This is a genomic window from Sulfitobacter sp. HNIBRBA3233 (genome assembly GCF_040149665.1).
Lineage (GTDB): Bacteria > Pseudomonadota > Alphaproteobacteria > Rhodobacterales > Rhodobacteraceae > Sulfitobacter > Sulfitobacter marinivivus.
This window is the reverse complement of sequence record NZ_JBEFLP010000001.1, coordinates 2694163-2713271: the sequence shown is the minus strand read 5'-3', so window position 1 is coordinate 2713271 and position 19109 is coordinate 2694163. Positions and strand designations below refer to the sequence as shown.

Here is a 19109-nt window from a genome sequence, read left to right as displayed (position 1 = left end):
GCCTTTTTTCACTTTTCTCTGTTTTTCTGATTTTCCCAAGAAAAACATACATTTGCTTTGCGCTGATTGCGCAAAAGCGGCGCGCTCCGACAGATAGTTGCTCTGACCATGGGTAAGCGCCGGGAGCGGTAACAGGGGAATCTGATTTACCCACAGGGTTATGCACAGCGCAGCACCCGACCGAAGCGATTCACATGGGGTGAATCGGTGAATCTTGGCCTGTTCACCGCCTCTTCGGGACGACTCGCAGGGCCAGCAGGCCCAGAATCACGGCCATGTAGAGGATCGGCTCTATCTGAAAGCCCTTCACAAGCCAGAGATAGTGGATCCCGCCAAGGACGATCGCGACATAGGTAAGCTTGTGCAGGCTGCGCCATGCGGCGGCACCCATCTTGCGGACCGACAGGTTGTTCGAGGTTATCGCCAGCGGCAGCAGTGTGACGAATCCCGCCATCCCGACGGTAATATAGGGACGTTTCCAGATATCCGCCCACATCTGCCCCCAGAGCAGGCTCATATCCAGAACCACCCAGACAAGCAGATGCAGAGATACATAGGTAAAGGCCAGAAGACCGAAGGCCCGGCGGAACTTCAGAAGGTTGATGCCGAGGAAACGCCGCAGCGGCGTGATGCACAATCCGATGATCAGCAACTGCAATGCGATCTCGCCCAGCTCGTGCTCCAGCGCCTTGATCGGCTCGCGGCCCAAGCCGCCGGTCTGCGCCAGATACAGCAACCACGGCACCGGCAGCAGGTATACTATATAGAGAGCCCATGTCGGGACACGCCGCGCAGCCCCGTTGATCTTGTCCTTCACCGAGGTCATGCGGTGTCCCCGGTCGGTCCTGCGGCCACAATGTAGCGGATCAGCCCGACAGCAATCGCCGCGCTGATCCGGTAGCGCTCAAAGGGTCCGAGCATCAGAAGTTCTCGCGCAGGTCCATGCCGGTGTAGAGGCTTGCGACCTCTTCCTCGTACCCGTTGAACATCAGTGTCGGGATGCGTCCCGAAAACAGGCCGCCGCCGACGGGGCGTTCCGTGGCCTGTGACCAGCGCGGGTGGTCCACCTCGGGGTTCACGTTGGAATAGAAACCATATTCGCGCGGATTGGCCTTGTTCCAGCTTGTCGGCGGCTCGGAATCGGTCAGCGTGATCCGGACGATCGACTTGATGGATTTGAAACCGTATTTCCACGGCACGACGAGTCGCAGGGGGGCGCCATTCTGGTTCGGAATTTCCCGGCCATAAATGCCCGTCGCCATGATTGTCAGCGGGTGCATGGCCTCATCCAGCCGCAGACCTTCTACATATGGCCAGTCCAGCACAGGGTACCGCACGCCCGGCATCTCGTCGGGACGCAGTGCCGTTTCAAAGGCGACGTATTTGGCGCTCGACTGGACGCCCGCCATGGCCAGAAGATCCGCCAGTTCGAAACCGTTCCACGGGATGACCATCGACCACGCTTCGACACAGCGGAACCGGTAGAGACGTTCTTCTATCGTCATCGCCTTCATAATGTCGTCGAAGCCGTAGTCGCCGGGTTTGTCGACCATGCCGTCGATCTTCACGGTCCATGGTTCGGTTGTCAGAGCCCCCGCGTACCGGGCCGGATCATCTTTGCCGGTGCCGAACTCGTAGTAGTTATTGTACTGTGTGATGTCGTCCCACGGATTGGGCGTCAGCTCCTCCTCCGCAGCCGATGCCGCGGATGCGATCCCGCTCAGGCCCAGTCCTGCCATCGCGCCGCCCATGATCTGGCGACGGTTGAGATAGACCGCCTCATCCGTGACGTGGTGATCCTTGAGTGTGTTTTTCCAGCGCATTGCCATGGGGTAGCCTCCTCGTGCTTCAGCAAAAGACGTAGGCGCGAACCGCCGCATGACCAAATTCTTTTGGCGCGGATTACAGTTGCCACACCAAATTGTCATCGCGTGTGGGTCCGGCCGGATCACACGCCACGAGGGTATTTGCCAAACCGGAATCCAAAATGCGGCACCATGGACTGCGCGCAAATGAAACGGACGAAATGCCGCAACCAGCAGCCCGCGAGTGGCGATAAATTGCCTTATTTACAAAACCTTGGCGTAATTCCGCGCAGTTTTCGCGCCGTTGCGACCAGTCACGGAAATTGCACCGAAATGGAGTGAACCAAGCCCAACCACCACGCGTATTGTTTGCGATGCTCAAGACTGCATCTGTCAACCAACCAAGGAGTACCACTATGTTTCGCACTACAGCACTCGGAATGACAGCAGCCGCCGCACTTGCCACCGCCGCTTTCGCCGCTGGCCACAGCAAAGACATCGTTGCAACCGCATCGGATGCCGGTGACTTCACAACACTTCTGGCCGCAGCAGAAGCTGCCGGTCTTGTCGAAACCCTTCAGGGTGAAGGGCCCTTCACCGTCTTCGCACCGACAGACGCCGCATTTGCCGCGCTGCCCGACGGTACAGTGGACGAACTGCTGAAGCCCGAAAACAAGGACCAGCTGACATCCGTTCTGACCTACCACGTCGTACCGGGCAAAGTGATGTCGACCGATCTGTCGGACGGCTTGGAAGCCGAAACCGTGCAGGGTGACGTTGTTACCTTCAGCGTGGGCGACGGCGTGATGGTCGGCGACGCGAATGTCGTGACAGCCGATATCGAAGCCAGCAATGGCGTGATCCACGTGATCGACAAGGTTATCATGCCCGACTCTTAAGTCCGGCCTGATTGCAGAGAAGCCCGCCGGTTGCATCCGGCGGGCTTTTTCGTGCGCCCTCCCCACACCGACCACGGGCGCCCTGCCCCGCGCGGGCTTGCCCCCGGCAAGACAGAAAAAGGCCGGAGCGATGCTCCGGCCTTTCTGTCATTTGCATCAAGGTGCATTCCGGTCAGTGGACCGTCGCCTCCTCCGGCTTGGGCCGGTTGCTCGGCGACACGCGGTCCCCGATGATCAGCCCGTCCGGCCCCGCCGTCACCGACACCGTGCTGCCGTCGGCGATATCACCGGCCAGCAACATCTCGGCCAGCGGGTTTTGCAGCGACGACTGGATCACACGCTTCAGAGGCCGCGCGCCGAATACCGGATCGTACCCTTCATCGGCGAGCCACTTGCGCGCATCGTCGTCGAGGTCCAGCGTGATCTTGCGCGCCGCGAGCCGCTTGAGCAGGCGCGCCATCTGGATCGTGACGATTCCGTCCATGTTCTCGCGGCTCAGCCGGTCGAAGATGACGGTTTCATCGAGACGGTTCAGGAATTCGGGGCGGAAATGGGCCCGCACCGCATCCATCACGTCGCGCTTGGCCTGCGCCATGTCACTGCCTTCGGGCGCCATGCTGAGCGCCTGCGCGCCGAGGTTGCTGGTCAGCACGATGAGCGTCTGCTTGAAGTCGACCGTCCGGCCCTGGCCATCGGTCAGCACGCCGTCGTCCAGCACCTGCAGGAGCACGTTGAACACGTCCGGATGCGCCTTCTCGACCTCGTCGAACAGCACGACCTGATAGGGACGACGCCGGACCGCTTCGGTCAGGACACCGCCCTCGTCATAGCCGACGTAGCCCGGAGGGGCGCCGATCAGACGGGCAACCGCGTGCTTCTCCATGAATTCCGACATGTCGATGCGCACCATGGCATTGTCATCGTCAAACAGGAACTCCGCGACAGCCTTGGTCAGCTCCGTTTTCCCGACGCCGGTTGGCCCGAGGAACAGGAAACTGCCCAGCGGGCGGTTCTCGTCGTTCAGGCCGGCGCGGGCACGGCGCACCGCGTTCGCGACAGCCTTCACAGCCTTGTCCTGCCCGATGACGCGGCCGTGCAGCTGCTCTTCCATGCGCAACAGCTTGTCGCGCTCGCCTTCCAGCATCTTGCCTGCCGGAATGCCGGTCCAGCGTTCGACCACACCGGCGATCTGGTCGGGGCGCACGGCCTCTTCCACCATGACGTCGTCGTCACCGCGGCTCTCGGCCTCCTGAAGCTGACGCTCCAGCCCCGGGATCACGCCGTAGGACAGCTCGCCCGCGCGGGCGAGGTTGCCCTCGCGCTTGGCGATGTCCAGTTCTGCACGCGCACGGTCCAGCTGTTCCTTCACGTCGCGGGCCGACGCAAGCTTGTCACGCTCGGCCTGCCATGCGGCGGTCATCTCGGCGCTGCGTTCCTGAAGGTCGGACAGATCCTTCTGCAATGTCTGCAAACGGTCCTTCGACGCCTGATCGTCCTCGACTTTCAGCGCTTCTTCCTCGATCTGCAATTGCAGGATCTGACGGTCGAGCGCATCCAGCTCTTCGGGCTTGCTGTCGACTTCCATGCGCAGCCTGCTGGCCGCCTCGTCCACAAGGTCGATGGCCTTGTCCGGCAGGAAGCGGTCGGTGATATAACGATGGCTCAGCGTTGCCGCCGCGACCAGCGCGCTGTCACTGATCCGCACGCCGTGGTGCAGCTCGTACTTCTCCTTGATGCCGCGCAGGATCGACACGGTATCTTCCACGGTCGGCTCCTGCACCATCACGGGCTGGAAGCGCCGCGCAAGGGCCGCGTCCTTCTCGACGTATTTGCGATACTCATTCAGGGTCGTTGCGCCGATACAGTGCAACTCACCCCGCGCAAGCGCCGGTTTGATGAGGTTGGCCGCGTCCATTGCGCCGTCGGTCTTGCCCGCGCCCACGAGCGTGTGCATCTCGTCGATGAACAGCACGATCTGGCCCGCGGCTTCGGTGACTTCGGTCAGCACCGCCTTCAGCCGCTCCTCGAATTCGCCACGGTACTTCGCGCCGGCGATCAGCGCGCCCATGTCGAGCGCGAGCAGACGCTTGTTGCGCAGGCTTTCGGGCACGTCGCCGTTGATGATCCGCAGGGCAAGCCCCTCGGCAATCGCGGTCTTACCGACGCCCGGCTCACCAATCAGGACCGGGTTGTTCTTGGTCCGGCGGCTGAGCACCTGCATGGTGCGGCGAATTTCCTCGTCCCGGCCGATGATCGGGTCGATCTTGCCCGCCTCGGCACGTGCCGTCAGGTCCTGCGCGTATTTCTTGAGCGCGTCATAGCCGTCTTCGGCACTGGCCGAATCCGCAGTACGCCCCTTGCGCAGATCGTTGATGGCACCGTTCAGCCCCTGCGCGGACACCTTGCCCGCATCCAGCGCTGTTTTCGCTTCGGACTTCACCATCGCCAGCGCCATCAGCAGACGTTCTACAGGGACGAAACTGTCGCCGGCCTTCTTGGCCAGCGCTTCGGCTTCGGCCAGGACACGACCGGTCGCGCCATCAAGATAGGGCTGCGCGGCGTTGCCAGACACTTTGGCGATCTTGGACACAGCCAGATCCGTGGCCTGCTTGACCGCCTGCGGGTTGCCACCCGACGCAGCGATCAGGTTGCTTGCCAACCCTTCCTCGTCGTCCATCAATGCCTTGAGCAGGTGTTCAGGTGCGAGCCTCTGATGGCTCTCTCTGGTAGCAATGGTCTGGGCCGCCTGCACGAAACCCCGTGACCGCTCCGTGAACTTGTTCAAGTCCATGGTCTTCTCCTTTTGAAAAGCGTCCACCTTCGCAACACCCGCCCGGCGGCATGTCATCCTGTCGTGGACCTCTGCAGAGGATTTGGGAACTGGGCCACATCCAATCAAGAGGCTGCTCTGACCATTCTACCGTCCGATGCGACGATTTTTTGCGGCGCGTGCCTGTCCGGATGAAGCGCGCGGAAGTCGCAGAAGTGGCGAAAATACCCGCAATGCGGGAGGCTTCAATTCGGTAGGCAAAAATCCACCTATATTAAGTTATTGATTTGTATCATTTTTTACCGGAGGCACATGATTCAGCGTTTTCGACGAAACATTTTTCCCCTTTGGGCGTTTTATTTCTGAAGTTAGTGATCAAATAAACACAACAAGCAGTCGCCCCATAGAAAAACCAGCGGGGCCATGAGGTTAGAACATGACACAGGTACAACTGGACAACGTGATCTACAACGCAGCAACGCAATCCTTCGAAGCGCTGGTATCCGTCCGCTCGAACGGCGGCACACGCCGCTACGCTTGCGCCATTGACGCCCCGATCACCATGAGTTTCGAGCAGGCCGCCGAAGGCCTGCGAACGCAAGCACTGCGTCGCCACAGCAGCGGGCGCGGGCTCTACAGCCAAATGAAGCGCCACGCACCAAGCCTGCGCGCCGGACGCGAGAAGTTCGATCCGCGCCGCTGGCTTTCCGAACTCTTCATGCCGCGCAGCGACGCGGCCTGATACCGACATTTAGATTTGCGCCGGGCAACACGCCTGATCCGTGCACTCTGTCCCCGCACGGACGGCGGCCCCGCAAAACCAGAGACGTTTGCCTGCCTGCACTGTCTCTGTCACTCTGACCCGGTCCGCTTCATGCGCGACCGGGCTTTTTTTCGCGCGTAGACACCGGGCCCTGCGTGGCATAAGGCATCGACCGTTTGCTTTGACCACCGGAGAGATGACATGACCGCACCAAAAGACGACCGCCTGATCGTGGCGCTGGATGTTCCCAACGCCGTGACCGGACTTCACATGGCTGAGCGCATCGGACCCGCGGTCAATTTCTACAAAATCGGATTGGGGATGCTGACCGGTGGCGGGCTGGCGCTGGCGAACGAGCTCAAGCAAGAGCATGGCAAACGCATCTTTCTGGATATGAAGCTGTTCGATATCGGGGCGACTGTCGAAGCGGCTGTGCGCGGCCTTGCCCAGTTCGATCTCGATTTCCTGACGGTCCACGGCGATCCGCATGTGGTACGCGCCGCAAAGGAGGGCGCGGCAGGCAGCGATCTGAAAATTCTCGCGGTGACCATCCTCACATCCCTCGACCGTGCTGATCTGGACGCGGGGCTGATCCAGCCCGGCAATATAGCCGATATCGTCGAAACCCGTGCCCTGCGCGCGTTCGAGGCGGGGGCCGACGGTGTAATCGCCTCCCCGCAAGAGGCCAAAATGATCCGCGCGCACAGCGCAGCGACCGGCAAGCTGATCGTCACGCCCGGTGTACGCCCATCGGGCGCCGCACTCGGCGACCAAAAGCGCGTCACCACCCCCGCCCAAGCCATTGAAAACGGGGCAGACCACATCGTTGTCGGGCGCCCGATCCATCAGGCGGACAACCCTGCAAGCGCTGCGCAAGCGATTCTCGATGAGCTGGACCGCAGAAAATGAACCGTGCTTAATTCGTCACATATCAATAATTCGCAGCCGCGGTCCGGAATACCATACTATCAGCGGCACTGTGTTCTATGCTATACAACCTATGGTGATACTCCCCGACGAACTGGTTCTTCCTGATGTTCGTCACCTTCCCCCCGCTAGACGCAGCGGGGGGTTTTTCATAAAAATTCAGATGGTTAGAACCGCGCAGCGATCGTTTCGATCCCTGCGCACTCAGGTCACTTTCGTGAAAAACGCCTTTCTGGGCTGAAAATGACGCGCCGGGATACGTCTTAGTATTCACCAATTTCCCTGTTTCAGGGGCTGGCCCGGGGCAGCTTTGCAGCCTTTTGCGCCCAGCGCCCTCCGCAGCTTTGCCGTGGCCCTTGCCCCGCCGGAGGCGTATCATCAGGCATCCCGAAAGAGACGACAGCGCGTGCCATGCCAGCCCTTTGCCGCAATTGCCTGAACCAGTTCGACGACGCCCCACGGTGCCCGTCCTGTGCCAGCCCGCGCATCACGCGGCACCCCGAACTGTGGAACCTCGGCATCGCCCATATGGACTGCGACGCCTTCTATGCGTCCGTCGAAAAGCGCGACAACCCGGAACTCGAGGGCAAGCCGGTGATCATCGGCGGCGGGCGGCGCGGCGTTGTGTCGACCGCGTGCTATGTTGCGCGCATTCGCGGTGTGCGGTCAGCGATGCCGATGTTTCAGGCGTTGAAACTATGCCCTGAGGCGGTGGTGATCAAACCGCGCATGGACGTCTATGTCGAAGCCTCCCGCGCGATCCGCGCCATGATGGAAGAGCTGACACCCGCCATCGAACCCCTGTCTCTGGACGAGGCATTTCTGGACATGACCGGCACCGCGCGCCTTCACGGCGCGCCGCCTGCGGTGATGCTTGCGGGGCTGGTGCGGCGGATGAAAACCGAACTGGGGCTCACCGGCTCGATCGGCCTGAGCCATAACAAGTTCCTCGCCAAGGTCGCGTCCGACCTGGACAAACCGCACGGGTTTTCCGTGATCGGCCAGGCCGAAACAGCCGCCTTTCTGCGCGACAAGCCCGTGCGCATGATCTGGGGCGTGGGCGCGGCGGCGCAGGCGTCGCTCGACAAGGCGGGGATCCGCACCTTCGCGGATCTGCTGCGCTGGGAGAAAACCGATCTCGTTGCGCGATTCGGGGGCATGGGCGACCGCCTGTGGCACCTCGCCCGCGGGCAGGACAATCGGCGCGTGTCTGCCCACAGCCCGATGAAATCGATCTCGAACGAAACCACCTTTGGCGAGGACACGGCAGATGCCGACATCCTCGATGGCCATATCTGGCGGATGGCCGAAAAAGTCGCGGACCGCGCCAAGGCAAAGGGGCTCGCGGGCCGTGTCGTCACGCTCAAGCTCAAGCGCGCCGATCACTCGCTGATCAGCCGCCGCGTCGCGCTCACCGATCCGACGCAGCTCGCCGACCGGATCTACCGTACCGCGCGCGGCCTGTTCGATCAGGTCGGCGACCGTGGACCCTACCGTCTGCTGGGATGTGGCCTGTCGGATCTGAGCGAGGCGGCGGATGCCGACAAACTTGGCGATCTGCTCGATCCGGGCGCCGGGCAGCGCAGCCGCGCGGAACGCGCCACCGATGCGATTCGGGGAAAATTCGGCGCACGCGCCATCGTGAAGGGCCGCGCACTGCGCTGACGCGCCCGCAAAGGCCCCTGCGCACACAGGCCCAGCGCGGGGTCTATTCCGCCGCGAGCGGCACGCGGCCCTGCCCGATTCGCGCGACATCGCGGATGACATTGCGCAAAGCGGCGCGCACGGCCTCGAAATCGCCGTTCGGGCGGATCAGCTGTTCGTTCATATAAAGCGAGCGGTCGATCTCGACCTGAACCGCGTGCTGGCCCTTCGCAGGTTTCCCGTAGGCCTGCGTGATATAGGCCCCCGCGAACGGCGCGTTCCGCGTGACGACGAAACCCGCGTCCGAAAAGGCAGCCTCGATCCGGTCCACGACCTCGCCGCTGGCCGCGGCCCCGAACCGGTCGCCCAGCACCACGTCGGGCCGCCGGATGCCCGCGCGCGCGACGCCATCCATCGCCTCGTGGGGCATCGAATGGCAGTCGACCAGCACGGTCTGCCCGTGCAGATCATGCGCGCGGCTCAGAAGATGCTGAAGCCGCTCGTGGTAGGGTTTCCAGATCCGGTCGATTCGCTCCTGCGCCTCGGCCTCCGTCATCTTGCCGCGATAAATCGCACGGCCGTTCGCCACGACCCGCGGAATCACCCCCAGACCGGATGCGACCCGCTGGTTGTGGCCCACGCGCCGCACCCCTTCGATTAGCGCGGGATCCAGTTCGTCGCAGGCCCGATTCAGATCAACATAGGCGCGCGGCGTGCCCGCACGGATAAACGCGGCACCGTATTCCGGGGCGCAATCGAACAGCTGATCCACAAAAGCGTCCTCGGACGAGCGGATTTCATGCTCGTTCAGGACGGTTTTGCGCAAAAAGGACCAGCCATAGTCGCGTCCCGAATGCGGTGAGGCAAAAACAACGCACGACAGGGCGCGTTCAGGCAAAAGGATATCGTAGGCCGCTGATGTCATCCCGGGCTCCCGTGGTTCCTCAAACACATAGCGCGGAATACAACGAAGCCAAAACCCCTTGATCCCCCTCTCGCAACCTTTTATAGGAGCGCAACGGCGCGTGGTTTCGCGCCCCATTTTTGTTTGGGGCAGGAGATTTCGCATCTAATGTGGGTGATTAGCTCAGCGGTAGAGCACTTCGTTGACATCGAAGGGGTCACTGGTTCGATCCCAGTATCGCCCACCACTTTTCATCGATCTGGCGCGCAATCGCCGGATCCGCCCGAAACCCGGCGCTGGTTCGCGCCATGACATTGAAGGAGAGAACTTATGAAAGTTCGCAACTCGCTCCGCTCGCTCAAGAACCGGCACCGTGACTGCCGCGTTGTGCGCCGCAAGGGCCGCGTCTATGTGATCAACAAGACGCAAAAGCGTTTCAAGGCCCGCCAGGGTTGATTGTTCGGATCATCTGATCCCTGAAAGGCCGCTCATCCCAGAGCGGCCTTTTTGTTGCCTCAGCACGGGCGCGATTCGACGTCCCAACGCGCCCTGTCTTGCGCGACGTGCCTGTACCGCCACAAATCGCCGTACTTTGGCGCGTCGCCCGCCGACTGCTCGGTGTCGGGGCCGGTTGGCACCAGCGTCAGGGCGGGTGGTGCTTCCGGCGCCAGCCTCAGCGTCTGGCACAGCGCGATGCGCCGCGTTTGCAGTCCCGCGCGCTCTCCCGGGGCCCAGTCGCGCAAATCTATGCGGTGGCCGGCCTTGGTCCTGAAATCCTCCACCCGAAAGACCAGCGGTTTCTCAAGGCGCATGGTTTGCGTGGCCGGGCCGAACAGCATCTCTTCTCCGGCCCAACCGCTGCCCGCATGGAACGTGACATCGAACCGGCCCGGCGGCACGAGCAGACGGAAAAAGCGGCCTCCGTGGATATACCCCGCCATCGCGGGTGTCGCTGTCTCCGCGTCGGTCAGCTCCACCACGTAGTCGCGTCCGGGCGCGGTCACCACCAGCAACGGAAAGACCGCCGGCAACCCGGTCCGGTTCCACAACAGCCCCGCCGCAGGACGCTCGGCCAGCGCTGCGCAAGGCCATATGACCGCCACCATGCAGAGGGCGACACAGGCGCGCGCAAGGCCGGAGATCCGAGGTATTTTCACGGCGCAAAGCCTAACATCCCGCCACGTGCCGTCAAACGGTCCCGTCTATTGACGCAGGCCTCCTTGCCACTGCCCGCCCAGACAATAGGTTGGGGGCAGAACAGGAAACAGAAAGGTGCCCGAAATGGCCGAATACACGCCCCCGAAAGTCTGGACATGGGACGCCGAAAGCGGCGGCAAGTTCGCGTCGATCAATCGCCCCATCGCGGGACCCACCCACGACAAGGAGCTTTCCGTCGGAAAACACCCGCTCCAGCTCTACTCCCTCGCGACCCCCAACGGGGTCAAGGTCACGATCCTGCTGGAAGAACTCCTCGCACTCGGCCACGAGGGCGCCGAATACGACGCGTGGCTGATCAACATCGGCGAAGGTGAACAGTTCGGCTCGGGCTTCGTCGCGGTCAACCCGAACTCCAAGATCCCGGCCCTGATGGACCACTCCGGTGACGAACCGCAGCGGGTTTTCGAAAGCGGATCGATCATGCTCTACCTCGCGGAAAAATTCGGCGCCTTCCTGCCCGCCGATCCCGGCCAGCGCGCCGAAGCGATGAGCTGGCTGTTCTGGCAGATGGGCTCGGCCCCCTATCTCGGCGGCGGTTTCGGACATTTCTACGCCTACGCACCCGAGAAATTCGAATACCCCATCAACCGCTTCGCAATGGAGACGAAGCGCCAGCTTGACGTGCTCGACCGCCATCTGGCCGAAAACGACTATTTCGCGGGCGAATATTCGATTGCCGACATGGCGATCTGGGCGTGGTACGGTCAACTGGTATTGGGCCGCCTCTACAGCGCCGCAGAGTTTCTGGATGTGGCAAGCTACAAGAACGTGCTGCGCTGGGCCGAAGCGATCGATGCGCGTCCGGCCGTCAGCCGGGGTCGCATGGTCAACAAGGCCTTCGGTGACGATCCGTCCAAACAGCTCCTCGAACGCCACGACGCGAGCGATTTCGAAACCAGGACCCAGGACAAGATTGCCAAGGACTGACAGGATCCGCGCGCTGCCCTCCCGGTGGCGCGCGGCCCCTGCCTCCACTTTGCCCTTAAACTCGAATCCGCCGCCAGCCGCCGGACGGTCCACCGGCGTGCAATATCGGGATCAGCCGCGCCGCCCGACCTGACGGCAGATCAGGATCACCGGCAGCAACCCCATGGCCACGATCACAAGGCTCGGGACAGCCGCACCTTCCAGACGCTCGTCATTGGCCAGCCGGTAGGCCTGAACCGCCAGCGTGTCATAGTTGAAGGGCCGCATAATCAGCGTCGCGGGAAGCTCTTTCATCACGTCTACAAACACGATCAGAAGCGCGGTCAGAAGGCTCGGCGCGAGGATCGGCAGATGCACGCGGCGCAGCGTGCCCAGCGGGCCCTGCCCCAGCGAACGCGATGCCGCATCCATGTTCCCGTGCACCATCGCCTGCCCGCCCTCGTAGGCGCCCAGCGCTGCCGCGAGGAAACGCACCATATAGGCCACCACGAGAAGCCAGATCGATCCGGTCACCAGCAGACCGGTCGAAATATCGAATGTCGCCCGCATCCATGCATCCAGCGCATTGTCGAAGGCCGCGAAAGGCACCAGCAGGCCAACCGCGATCACCCCGCCCGGCACGGCATAGCCCAGCCGCGCCACATAGGCCGCCGCACGTGCCCGCCTGCCGCGGTGCAGGCGCTGGAAAAACCCAACGGAAATCGCCGCGCCGACCGTGACCAGCGCCGCGACCCCCGCAAGGGTCAGCGAATTGCGTACGAAACCGATGTAGCGCGGGCTCAGCAGGTCCTGTTCAGATCCGATCCCCATCGACACCAGCACCACGATCGGCAATCCCGCGCCCAGCACCACCGGCAGCGCGCAGGCGATCATCGCAAGCATCGCCCGCCAGCCCTTCAGATGGGCAGGGGCCATGGCCTGCGTGCGGCGCGCGCCCTCGTGGTACTGCGCCCCCCCGCGTTGCAGCCGTTCCAGCATGGCCAGAAGCAACGCAAAGCTCAGCAGGCAAAGCGCCAGCTGCGCGGCCCCCGCGCGGTCGGCCAGCGCGAACCAGCTGGTGTAGATACCGGTCGCGAAGGTCTGCACGCTGAAATAGGACACCGTGCCGAAATCCGCGATCGTCTCCATCACCGCCAGCAACACGCCCCCGGCAATCGCCGGACGCGCCAGCGGCAGGCTGACCCGGAAAAACGCGGCGGTCGCGCCGGAGCCCAGCGCGCGCGCCGCCAGAAAGGTCGACCCGCTCTGCTGCAGGAAGGCCGCCCGCGCCAGCAGGTAGACGTAAGGATAAAGCACCAGCACCAGCATCAGTGCCGCACCACCCAGCGACCGGATTTCGGGGAACCAGTAGTCGCGCGGCCCCCAGCCGGTCACATCCCGCAGAAAGCTTTGCACAATGCCCGGGTGGTCCAGGATATGGGTATAGGCATAGGCCAGAACGTAGGCCGGAAACGCCAGCGGGATGACCAGCGCGATCTCCAGAAACCGCTTGCCCGGAAAGCGCGTCATTGTCACCAGCCACGCCGTTCCCACACCGATGACGAAAGTGCCCGCCGCCACCAGCAGCACCAGCGCCAGCGTCGCGCGGGTGTAGGACCACAGCACCGTCTCTGCCAGATGCGCGACCGTATCGGTCCCGCCGGTCAATGCCGCGATCACCACGGCCACCATCGGCAGCGCGCAGAGCGCCGCAACCAGCAGCGCCACTCCCGCAAGGGGGCGCAGCCCGTCGCGACTTGCGCGCGCAGAACGTATGGAGACCAGACTCATGACCGCTTTGTCGATCATTTTTGTCGGAAAGGCCAGATGGTGTAGTGCACCGCACCGTCCCTGCCCGGATCCCTGTCAGTCGTAGCTGCGCTGGTCCTCGATCACCAACCCGTCGCGCGGCAGGCTGCCGGGGGCCACGACGCGCACATCCCCTTTCATCTTCAGATGAGACTGGATCGACGCGGCAAAGCCATCCGGTTCCGCGCCGGCGGTTTCGATCACCACGGTCATCACATCGCGCTCTCCCTCGCGCGAGGCGATGATGCGCGCGCGGTCGATACCGGCGTGGGCGGACACGAGGGACGCAACCTGCTCGGGGCGCACGAACATGCCCTTGATCTTCGTGGTCTGGTCCGCACGGCCCATCCACCCCTTGATGCGCAGGTTCGTGCGCCCGCAGGGGCTTTGGCCCTCCATGACGGCGCTCAGATCGCCTGTGGCGAAGCGGATCAGCGGATAGTCCGGGTTCAGCGTGGTGACGACAACTTCACCCACCTCGCCCGCAGGCACCGGATCGCCGGTGCCGGGTGTCACGATCTCCACGATCACATGCTCATCCACGATCATCCCCTCGGCGGCGGGGGATTCGTAGGCGATGTTGCCCAGATCGGCGGTCGCATAGCATTGCAGACAGGTGATACCGCGCTGGGTGTACCAGTCGCGCAGCGACGGAAACAGCGCCCCGCCCCCCACGGCGGCGCGGGTAATCCCGAGCGTGACGCCCATTTCATCGGCTTTCTCGAGGATAACCTTCAGGTAGTCCGGCGTTCCCGCATAGGCCGTCGACCCCACGTCCCGTGCCGCCGTGACCTGAAGCTCGGTCTGCCCCGTGCCGGCGGGCAGCACGGCAGCGCCCACCGCCCGCGCGCCGCTTTCGAAAATCATCCCCGCCGGTGTCAGGTGATAGCCAAAGCAGTTGTGAACGATATCGCCCGCGCCAATGCCCAGCCCGTGCAGGAACCGGCCCATCCGCCACCAGTCCGGATCGTTGCTCGACGGCTCGTAGATCGGGCCGGGCGACTGGAAGACATGGGTGAATTCATGGGCCTGCTTCGTGGTGAAGCCACCGAAGGGGGCCGCGCGCTTTTGCGCCTCTCCCAGATCGGATTTGCGAAGCACGGGCAGCGCGGCCAGATCCTCTGCGCTGGTGATCCGGGCCGGGCTGACATCCGCAAGCGATGTCGCATAGCCCGCAAGCGCCTGCGCCCGCGCGATCTGTCGGGGCAGCCGTTCGGCGATATCCGCTGCACGCTCTGCGGCGGAGCGGGTTTCCAGATCGTCGTAATGTGTTGTCGTCGTCACCTTGCTACCTCATCGTTTCTCGCCGGATGCGCGCCCCTGTCAGACCGCCACCCCGAATATCCGCCCGACCGCTGCGGTTACGGCCATGGCCAACCCGCCCCAGATCACCACCCTTGCCGATGCCGGAACCACCGGCGCACCGCCCGCGACTGCGCCCAGCGCACCCAGACCGGCCAGCGCGATCAGCGTCACCACCACCACCACCGGGATCAGGATCGCCAGAGGTGACAGCACCGCCGCGATCAGGGGGATCGCCGCAAAGGCACTGAACGTCACCGCCGAGGAGACCGCCGCCAGCAAGGGCTGCGCAGCCTGTGTTTCGGACAGGCCCAGCTCGTCGCGCACATGGGCCCCGAGCGCATCCTGCGCCGACAGCTCCCGCGCGACCTGTCGGGCCGTGTCCTGCGACAATCCGCGTGCGACGTAGATCTCGACCAGTTCTTCCTCCTCGCCCGCCGGATCGTCCAGCAACGCCTGACGCTCGCGGGCGATGTCCGCGCTTTCCAGATCGGCCTGCGACGATACGCTGACGTATTCGCCCGCCGCCATCGACATCGCCCCCGCGGCGAGCCCCGCCATGCCCGCGATCAGGATCGTGCGCGCCGAAGGCTCCGCCGCCGCAACGCCGACAATGAGCGACGCGACCGAAACGATGCCGTCGTTTGCCCCCATCACCGCCGCGCGAAGCCAGCCCACACGGTCGACAAGGTGCGGATCGTCGCTATGCGCAGACGGTTTCATGTCAGCTCAGCCATCTTTTGCGGCGCCGGTAGCTGCGCACATCGCGGAAGGATTTGCGCCCTTCGTCGGACATGCCAAGATAGAATTCCTTCACATCCTGGTTCTCTCGCAGATCCTTCGCGGGGCCATCCATCACCACGCGCCCGGATTCGAGGATATAGCCGTAGTGCGCATATCGCAGCGCCACGTTGGTGTTCTGCTCGGCCAGAAGGAAAGTCACGCCTTCCTTTTCGTTGATCGTCTTCACGATCTCGAAAATCTGTTCGACCAGCTGCGGGGCCAATCCCATCGACGGCTCGTCCAGCAGGATCGTCTCGGGGCGGCTCATCAGCGCGCGGCCCACGGCGCACATCTGCTGTTCCCCGCCAGAGGTATATCCCGCCTGGCTTTTGCGCCGCTCGCGCAGGCGCGGAAAATAGTCATAGACCATCTCGAGGTCCGCCGCGATCGCGGCGGCACCGTCGCTGCGGGTATAGGCACCGGTCAGCAGGTTTTCCTCGACGGTCAGGTGCTCGAAACAGTGGCGACCTTCCATGACCTGCACGACACCGGCCTTGACCGTCTCTGCCGGATCGGCGTGCTGAATGGGGATGTTGCGGTACTTGATCGACCCTTTGGTCACTTCGCCCCGCTCCGAGGCCAGCAAACCGGAAATCGCCTTGAGTGTGGTGGTCTTGCCCGCCCCGTTGCCCCCCAGAAGCGCGGTGATACCGCCTTTGGGCACGTTCAGGCTGACCCCTTTGAGCACAAGGATCACGTGGTTGTAGATCACTTCGATGTTGTTGACTTCCAGAAGGTTCTCAACCTGCACATCGGCGGTCTTGGCGTCGTCCAGCATGGTCCCAGCACCCTTTTTACATTTGGTCTCAGTGCTCCGGCCGCGGCTGGCGCCGCGACCGGAAAGATCAGGCTTACTTACAGCCGGGCTCGATGTTGTTTTCCGCCGCATAGGCTGCGGAATCCTCTTCGATGAGCGGCTGGATCACTTCCATATCCGTCGGCGCGAAGTCCGAGATCAGCGTCCACTCCTTCGCGGTCGCATCCCACTGGGTCATCCCGACAAGGCCGGTCCCGCCGTGGTTTTCACACGACACGTTGAACTCCGGCCCGAAGTTCGGCAGGCCCAGTTCGGCCATCTTCGCCTCGGTGATCTCAAGCGCTTCCATGCCGTCGCGCATCATCGCGGGGGTGATGTCGGCGGTGCCATGGATTTCCTGCGCCGTCTTGGCAGCCTCGGCAGCCAGCATCGCGGCGTAGAGACCACGGTTGTAAAGCACCGTGCCGATCTGGTCGCCCGCACCGGCGGCAAGACCCTTGTCGACCACATGCGCCTGGATGTCATCGAATACGGGGAAATCGCTGCCCACACCGTGGAACGTCAGCGCCTTGTAGCCATTGGCCGCGTCACCCGCCGCCAGCACGTCGTTTTCCGAACCGGACCACCAGATGCCGATGAAATTCTCCATCGGGAAGCGCACGTTGGCCGCCTCCTGAACCGCAACCTGGTTCATCACGCCCCAGCCGTACATGATCACGTTGTCAGGACGGTCGCGGCGGATTTGCAACCACTGCGATTTCTGTTCCTGACCGGGGTGATCGACGGGAAGCAGGCTCAGCTCGAAACCGTGCTTCTCGGCCAGTTCCTCCAGCGTGCGGATCGGCTCCTTGCCGTAGGCGGAGTTGTGGTAGACCAGTGCGATCTTCTTGCCGCTCAGGTCGCCGCCGTTTTCAGCCAGAAGATAGTTGATCGCACCCGACGCGCCGTTCCAGTAGTTCGCAGGATAGTTGAAGGTGTGGCTGAACACCTCACCGTTTGCCGCCGATGTCCGGCCATACCCCATGGTGTGCATCGGAATGCCATCGGCGGTGGTTTTCGGGATCAGCTGGTAGGTGATGCCGGTGGACAAGGGCTGGTACACGAGGCTGCCTTCGCCCTTGGTGCTTTCGTAGCACTCGACCCCTTTTTCGGTGTTATAGCCGGTCTCGCATTCGATAACCTTTGCCATCACGCCGCCGATGCCGCCGTCACGTTCGTTCAGCATGGTGAAGTAATCGGCATAGCCATCGGCGAAGGGGATGCCGCCTGCCGCGTATGGGCCGGTGCGATAGCTCAGCGACGGAAAGACAAGATCCGCCATGACGGGGCTTGCGGCCATCAGGCCGGCGACGGCCATGGTTCCCAGTTTATATTTCATCGGTATTTCCTCCCTTGGATTTTACCCGAATGTGGACGGGTGGGGTTTGCCCCACCTTCTTTTCGTGGCGTCCCGCGTCAGTGCGGGAATGGCCACAATCTCAGTTTCTCCTTGGCCACGCGCCACAGCTGCGCGATGCCATGCGGCTCGGCGATCAGGAAAACGATGATCAGCAGACCCACGATCACAAGTTGAAGATGCGCCACGATGTCGGTGGGCCAGCCCAGCCAATCCACGCCGACCACCTTCAGCAGAACTGGCAACAGCACAAGGAACGCCGCCCCCGCGAAAGAGCCGAAAATACTGCCGAGCCCGCCGATGATGATCATGAAGAGCACAAGGAACGATTTCTGGATGCCAAAGGCCTCGCCGACCTCGACCGCGCCCAGATAGACCGAAAAGAACAGCGCGCCTGAGATACCGATGAAGAACGAACTCACCGCGAATGCCGTCAGCTTGGCGCGCAGCGGGTTCACCCCGATGATCTCGGCAGCGATGTCCATATCGCGGATCGCCATCCATTTGCGCCCCGTGGACCCCCGCGTCAGGTTGCGCGCGACGACGGCACAGACGATCGTGAAGAACAGGCAGAACAGATAGGTCGCCCAGGGCTGCGTCGAGGGGCCGGTGATCAGCACGCCGAAGATATCCCGCTCGGGCGCGTTGATCTGGCCCGAGGCCGAGTAATTGTAGAACCACGAGACACGGTTGAAGAGCCAGACCAGAAAGAACTGCGCCGCCAGCGTCGCCACGGCAAGGTAGAACCCCTTGATGCGAAGGCTCGGCAGTCCGAACAGCACCCCCACCAGCGCGGTCATCACGCCGCCCATGATGACCGAAAAGACGATATTGAACTCCGGCAACTGGAACAGCAGTTCGCCGCCCCACCAGATGTCGACACCGGTCATGAACTTGTAACAGGCGTAAGCCCCCACAGCCATGAACCCCCCGGTCCCGAGGCTCACCTGACCGCAATACCCCACGAGGATGTTCAATCCGATGGCCGCGATGGCGTAGATCAGAAAGGGCAGCAGCAGGGAGTTGACCCAATAGTCGTTGATGACGAAAGGCACCACGAAGATCGCGATGAACAGCACCACGTAATACCGGTAGCGGTCGAACTTGATCGGAAAGGTCTGCTGGTCCTCGGCGTAGGTCGTCGAGAAATCGCCTGCTTCACGGTAGAACATTTATCTCTCCCCCCGGTGCGCAATCCATGCGCACCCTTCTGTGTCCATGCCGGA

17 protein-coding genes and 1 tRNA gene are annotated in these 19109 nt (G+C 62.8%); 7 read left to right on the top strand and 11 right to left on the bottom strand.

Annotation, left to right across the window (positions count from 1 at the left end):
• Positions 1–223: 223 nt before the first annotated feature.
• Positions 224–826 (bottom strand): protein-methionine-sulfoxide reductase heme-binding subunit MsrQ, encoded by a 603-nt coding sequence (gene msrQ / locus ABMC89_RS13265; protein ID WP_349568472.1) that lies wholly within the window; start codon positions 824–826, stop codon positions 224–226.
• Positions 827–920: 94 nt separating this feature from the next.
• Positions 921–1829 carry a protein-methionine-sulfoxide reductase catalytic subunit MsrP gene (gene msrP / locus ABMC89_RS13260; protein WP_349568470.1) on the bottom strand — a complete coding sequence of 303 codons (909 nt, stop codon included), beginning with the start codon at positions 1827–1829 and terminating at the stop codon, positions 921–923.
• 392 nt (positions 1830–2221) lie between these two features.
• Here msrP and ABMC89_RS13255 point away from each other — a divergent pair, with 392 nt between their 5' ends.
• Entirely contained in the window at positions 2222–2704 is a 483-nt protein-coding gene (locus ABMC89_RS13255) for a fasciclin domain-containing protein (protein ID WP_349568468.1), read from the top strand.
• A 172-nt stretch (positions 2705–2876) separates the two neighbouring features.
• Here the strand turns inward: ABMC89_RS13255 and clpB are convergent, their stop codons facing one another.
• Complete coding sequence (clpB, locus tag ABMC89_RS13250) at positions 2877–5495, bottom strand: ATP-dependent chaperone ClpB (RefSeq protein WP_349568466.1); 2619 nt, start codon at positions 5493–5495, stop codon at positions 2877–2879.
• 415 nt (positions 5496–5910) lie between these two features.
• Between clpB and ABMC89_RS13245 the strand changes: the two genes are divergently transcribed.
• From ABMC89_RS13245 to ABMC89_RS13235, 3 genes are all read left to right on the top strand, one after another.
• Positions 5911–6216, top strand: coding sequence for an orotidine 5-phosphate decarboxylase (locus tag ABMC89_RS13245; protein WP_349568464.1), 306 nt, complete (start codon positions 5911–5913; stop codon positions 6214–6216).
• Between the two features lie 222 nt (positions 6217–6438).
• The gene (pyrF, locus tag ABMC89_RS13240) at positions 6439–7146 is read left to right on the top strand and encodes an orotidine-5'-phosphate decarboxylase (protein ID WP_349568462.1); all 708 of its coding nucleotides are present in this window, start codon (positions 6439–6441) and stop codon (positions 7144–7146) included.
• 429 nt (positions 7147–7575) lie between these two features.
• Complete coding sequence (locus ABMC89_RS13235; protein ID WP_349568460.1) at positions 7576–8829, top strand: DNA polymerase IV; 1254 nt, start codon at positions 7576–7578, stop codon at positions 8827–8829.
• A 43-nt stretch (positions 8830–8872) separates the two neighbouring features.
• Here ABMC89_RS13235 and ABMC89_RS13230 read toward each other — a convergent pair whose 3' ends face one another.
• Positions 8873–9733: an N-formylglutamate amidohydrolase gene (locus ABMC89_RS13230; protein WP_349568458.1), complete on the bottom strand. Its 861-nt coding sequence runs from the start codon at positions 9731–9733 to the stop codon at positions 8873–8875.
• Positions 9734–9884: 151 nt separating this feature from the next.
• Here ABMC89_RS13230 and ABMC89_RS13225 point away from each other — a divergent pair.
• Both ABMC89_RS13225 and ykgO read left to right on the top strand, forming a co-directional pair.
• Positions 9885–9959 (top strand) — tRNA-Val (locus ABMC89_RS13225).
• A gap of 83 nt (positions 9960–10042) precedes the next feature.
• Positions 10043–10168 carry a type B 50S ribosomal protein L36 gene (ykgO, locus tag ABMC89_RS13220; protein ID WP_025058716.1) on the top strand — a complete coding sequence of 42 codons (126 nt, stop codon included), beginning with the start codon at positions 10043–10045 and terminating at the stop codon, positions 10166–10168.
• A 59-nt stretch (positions 10169–10227) separates the two neighbouring features.
• On the opposite strand, the gene ABMC89_RS13215 is transcribed toward ykgO, so the two are convergent.
• Complete coding sequence (locus tag ABMC89_RS13215; RefSeq protein ID WP_349568456.1) at positions 10228–10869, bottom strand: hypothetical protein; 642 nt, start codon at positions 10867–10869, stop codon at positions 10228–10230.
• Between the two features lie 124 nt (positions 10870–10993).
• Between ABMC89_RS13215 and yghU the strand changes: the two genes are divergently transcribed.
• Positions 10994–11857 (top strand): glutathione-dependent disulfide-bond oxidoreductase, encoded by an 864-nt coding sequence (gene yghU / locus ABMC89_RS13210; RefSeq protein ID WP_349568454.1) that lies wholly within the window; start codon positions 10994–10996, stop codon positions 11855–11857.
• 111 nt (positions 11858–11968) lie between these two features.
• Here the strand turns inward: yghU and ABMC89_RS13205 are convergent, their stop codons facing one another.
• The 6 genes from ABMC89_RS13205 to ABMC89_RS13180 all read right to left on the bottom strand — a co-directional run bounded on the left by ABMC89_RS13205 (position 11969) and on the right by ABMC89_RS13180 (position 19055).
• Complete coding sequence (locus ABMC89_RS13205; protein ID WP_349568452.1) at positions 11969–13627, bottom strand: ABC transporter permease; 1659 nt, start codon at positions 13625–13627, stop codon at positions 11969–11971.
• A gap of 75 nt (positions 13628–13702) precedes the next feature.
• Positions 13703–14929, bottom strand: a complete 1227-nt coding sequence (locus ABMC89_RS13200) for a phenylacetate--CoA ligase family protein (RefSeq protein WP_349568450.1) — start codon at positions 14927–14929, stop codon at positions 13703–13705.
• Between the two features lie 39 nt (positions 14930–14968).
• Positions 14969–15670, bottom strand: a complete 702-nt coding sequence (locus ABMC89_RS13195) for a VIT1/CCC1 transporter family protein (RefSeq protein ID WP_349568447.1) — start codon at positions 15668–15670, stop codon at positions 14969–14971.
• Between the two features lies 1 nt (position 15671).
• Positions 15672–16508, bottom strand: coding sequence for an ABC transporter ATP-binding protein (locus tag ABMC89_RS13190; RefSeq protein ID WP_349568445.1), 837 nt, complete (start codon positions 16506–16508; stop codon positions 15672–15674).
• Positions 16509–16581: 73 nt separating this feature from the next.
• Complete coding sequence (locus ABMC89_RS13185; protein ID WP_349568443.1) at positions 16582–17865, bottom strand: ABC transporter substrate-binding protein; 1284 nt, start codon at positions 17863–17865, stop codon at positions 16582–16584.
• Between the two features lie 77 nt (positions 17866–17942).
• Entirely contained in the window at positions 17943–19055 is a 1113-nt protein-coding gene (locus ABMC89_RS13180) for a branched-chain amino acid ABC transporter permease (protein WP_349568441.1), read from the bottom strand.
• Positions 19056–19109 lie beyond the last annotated feature (54 nt).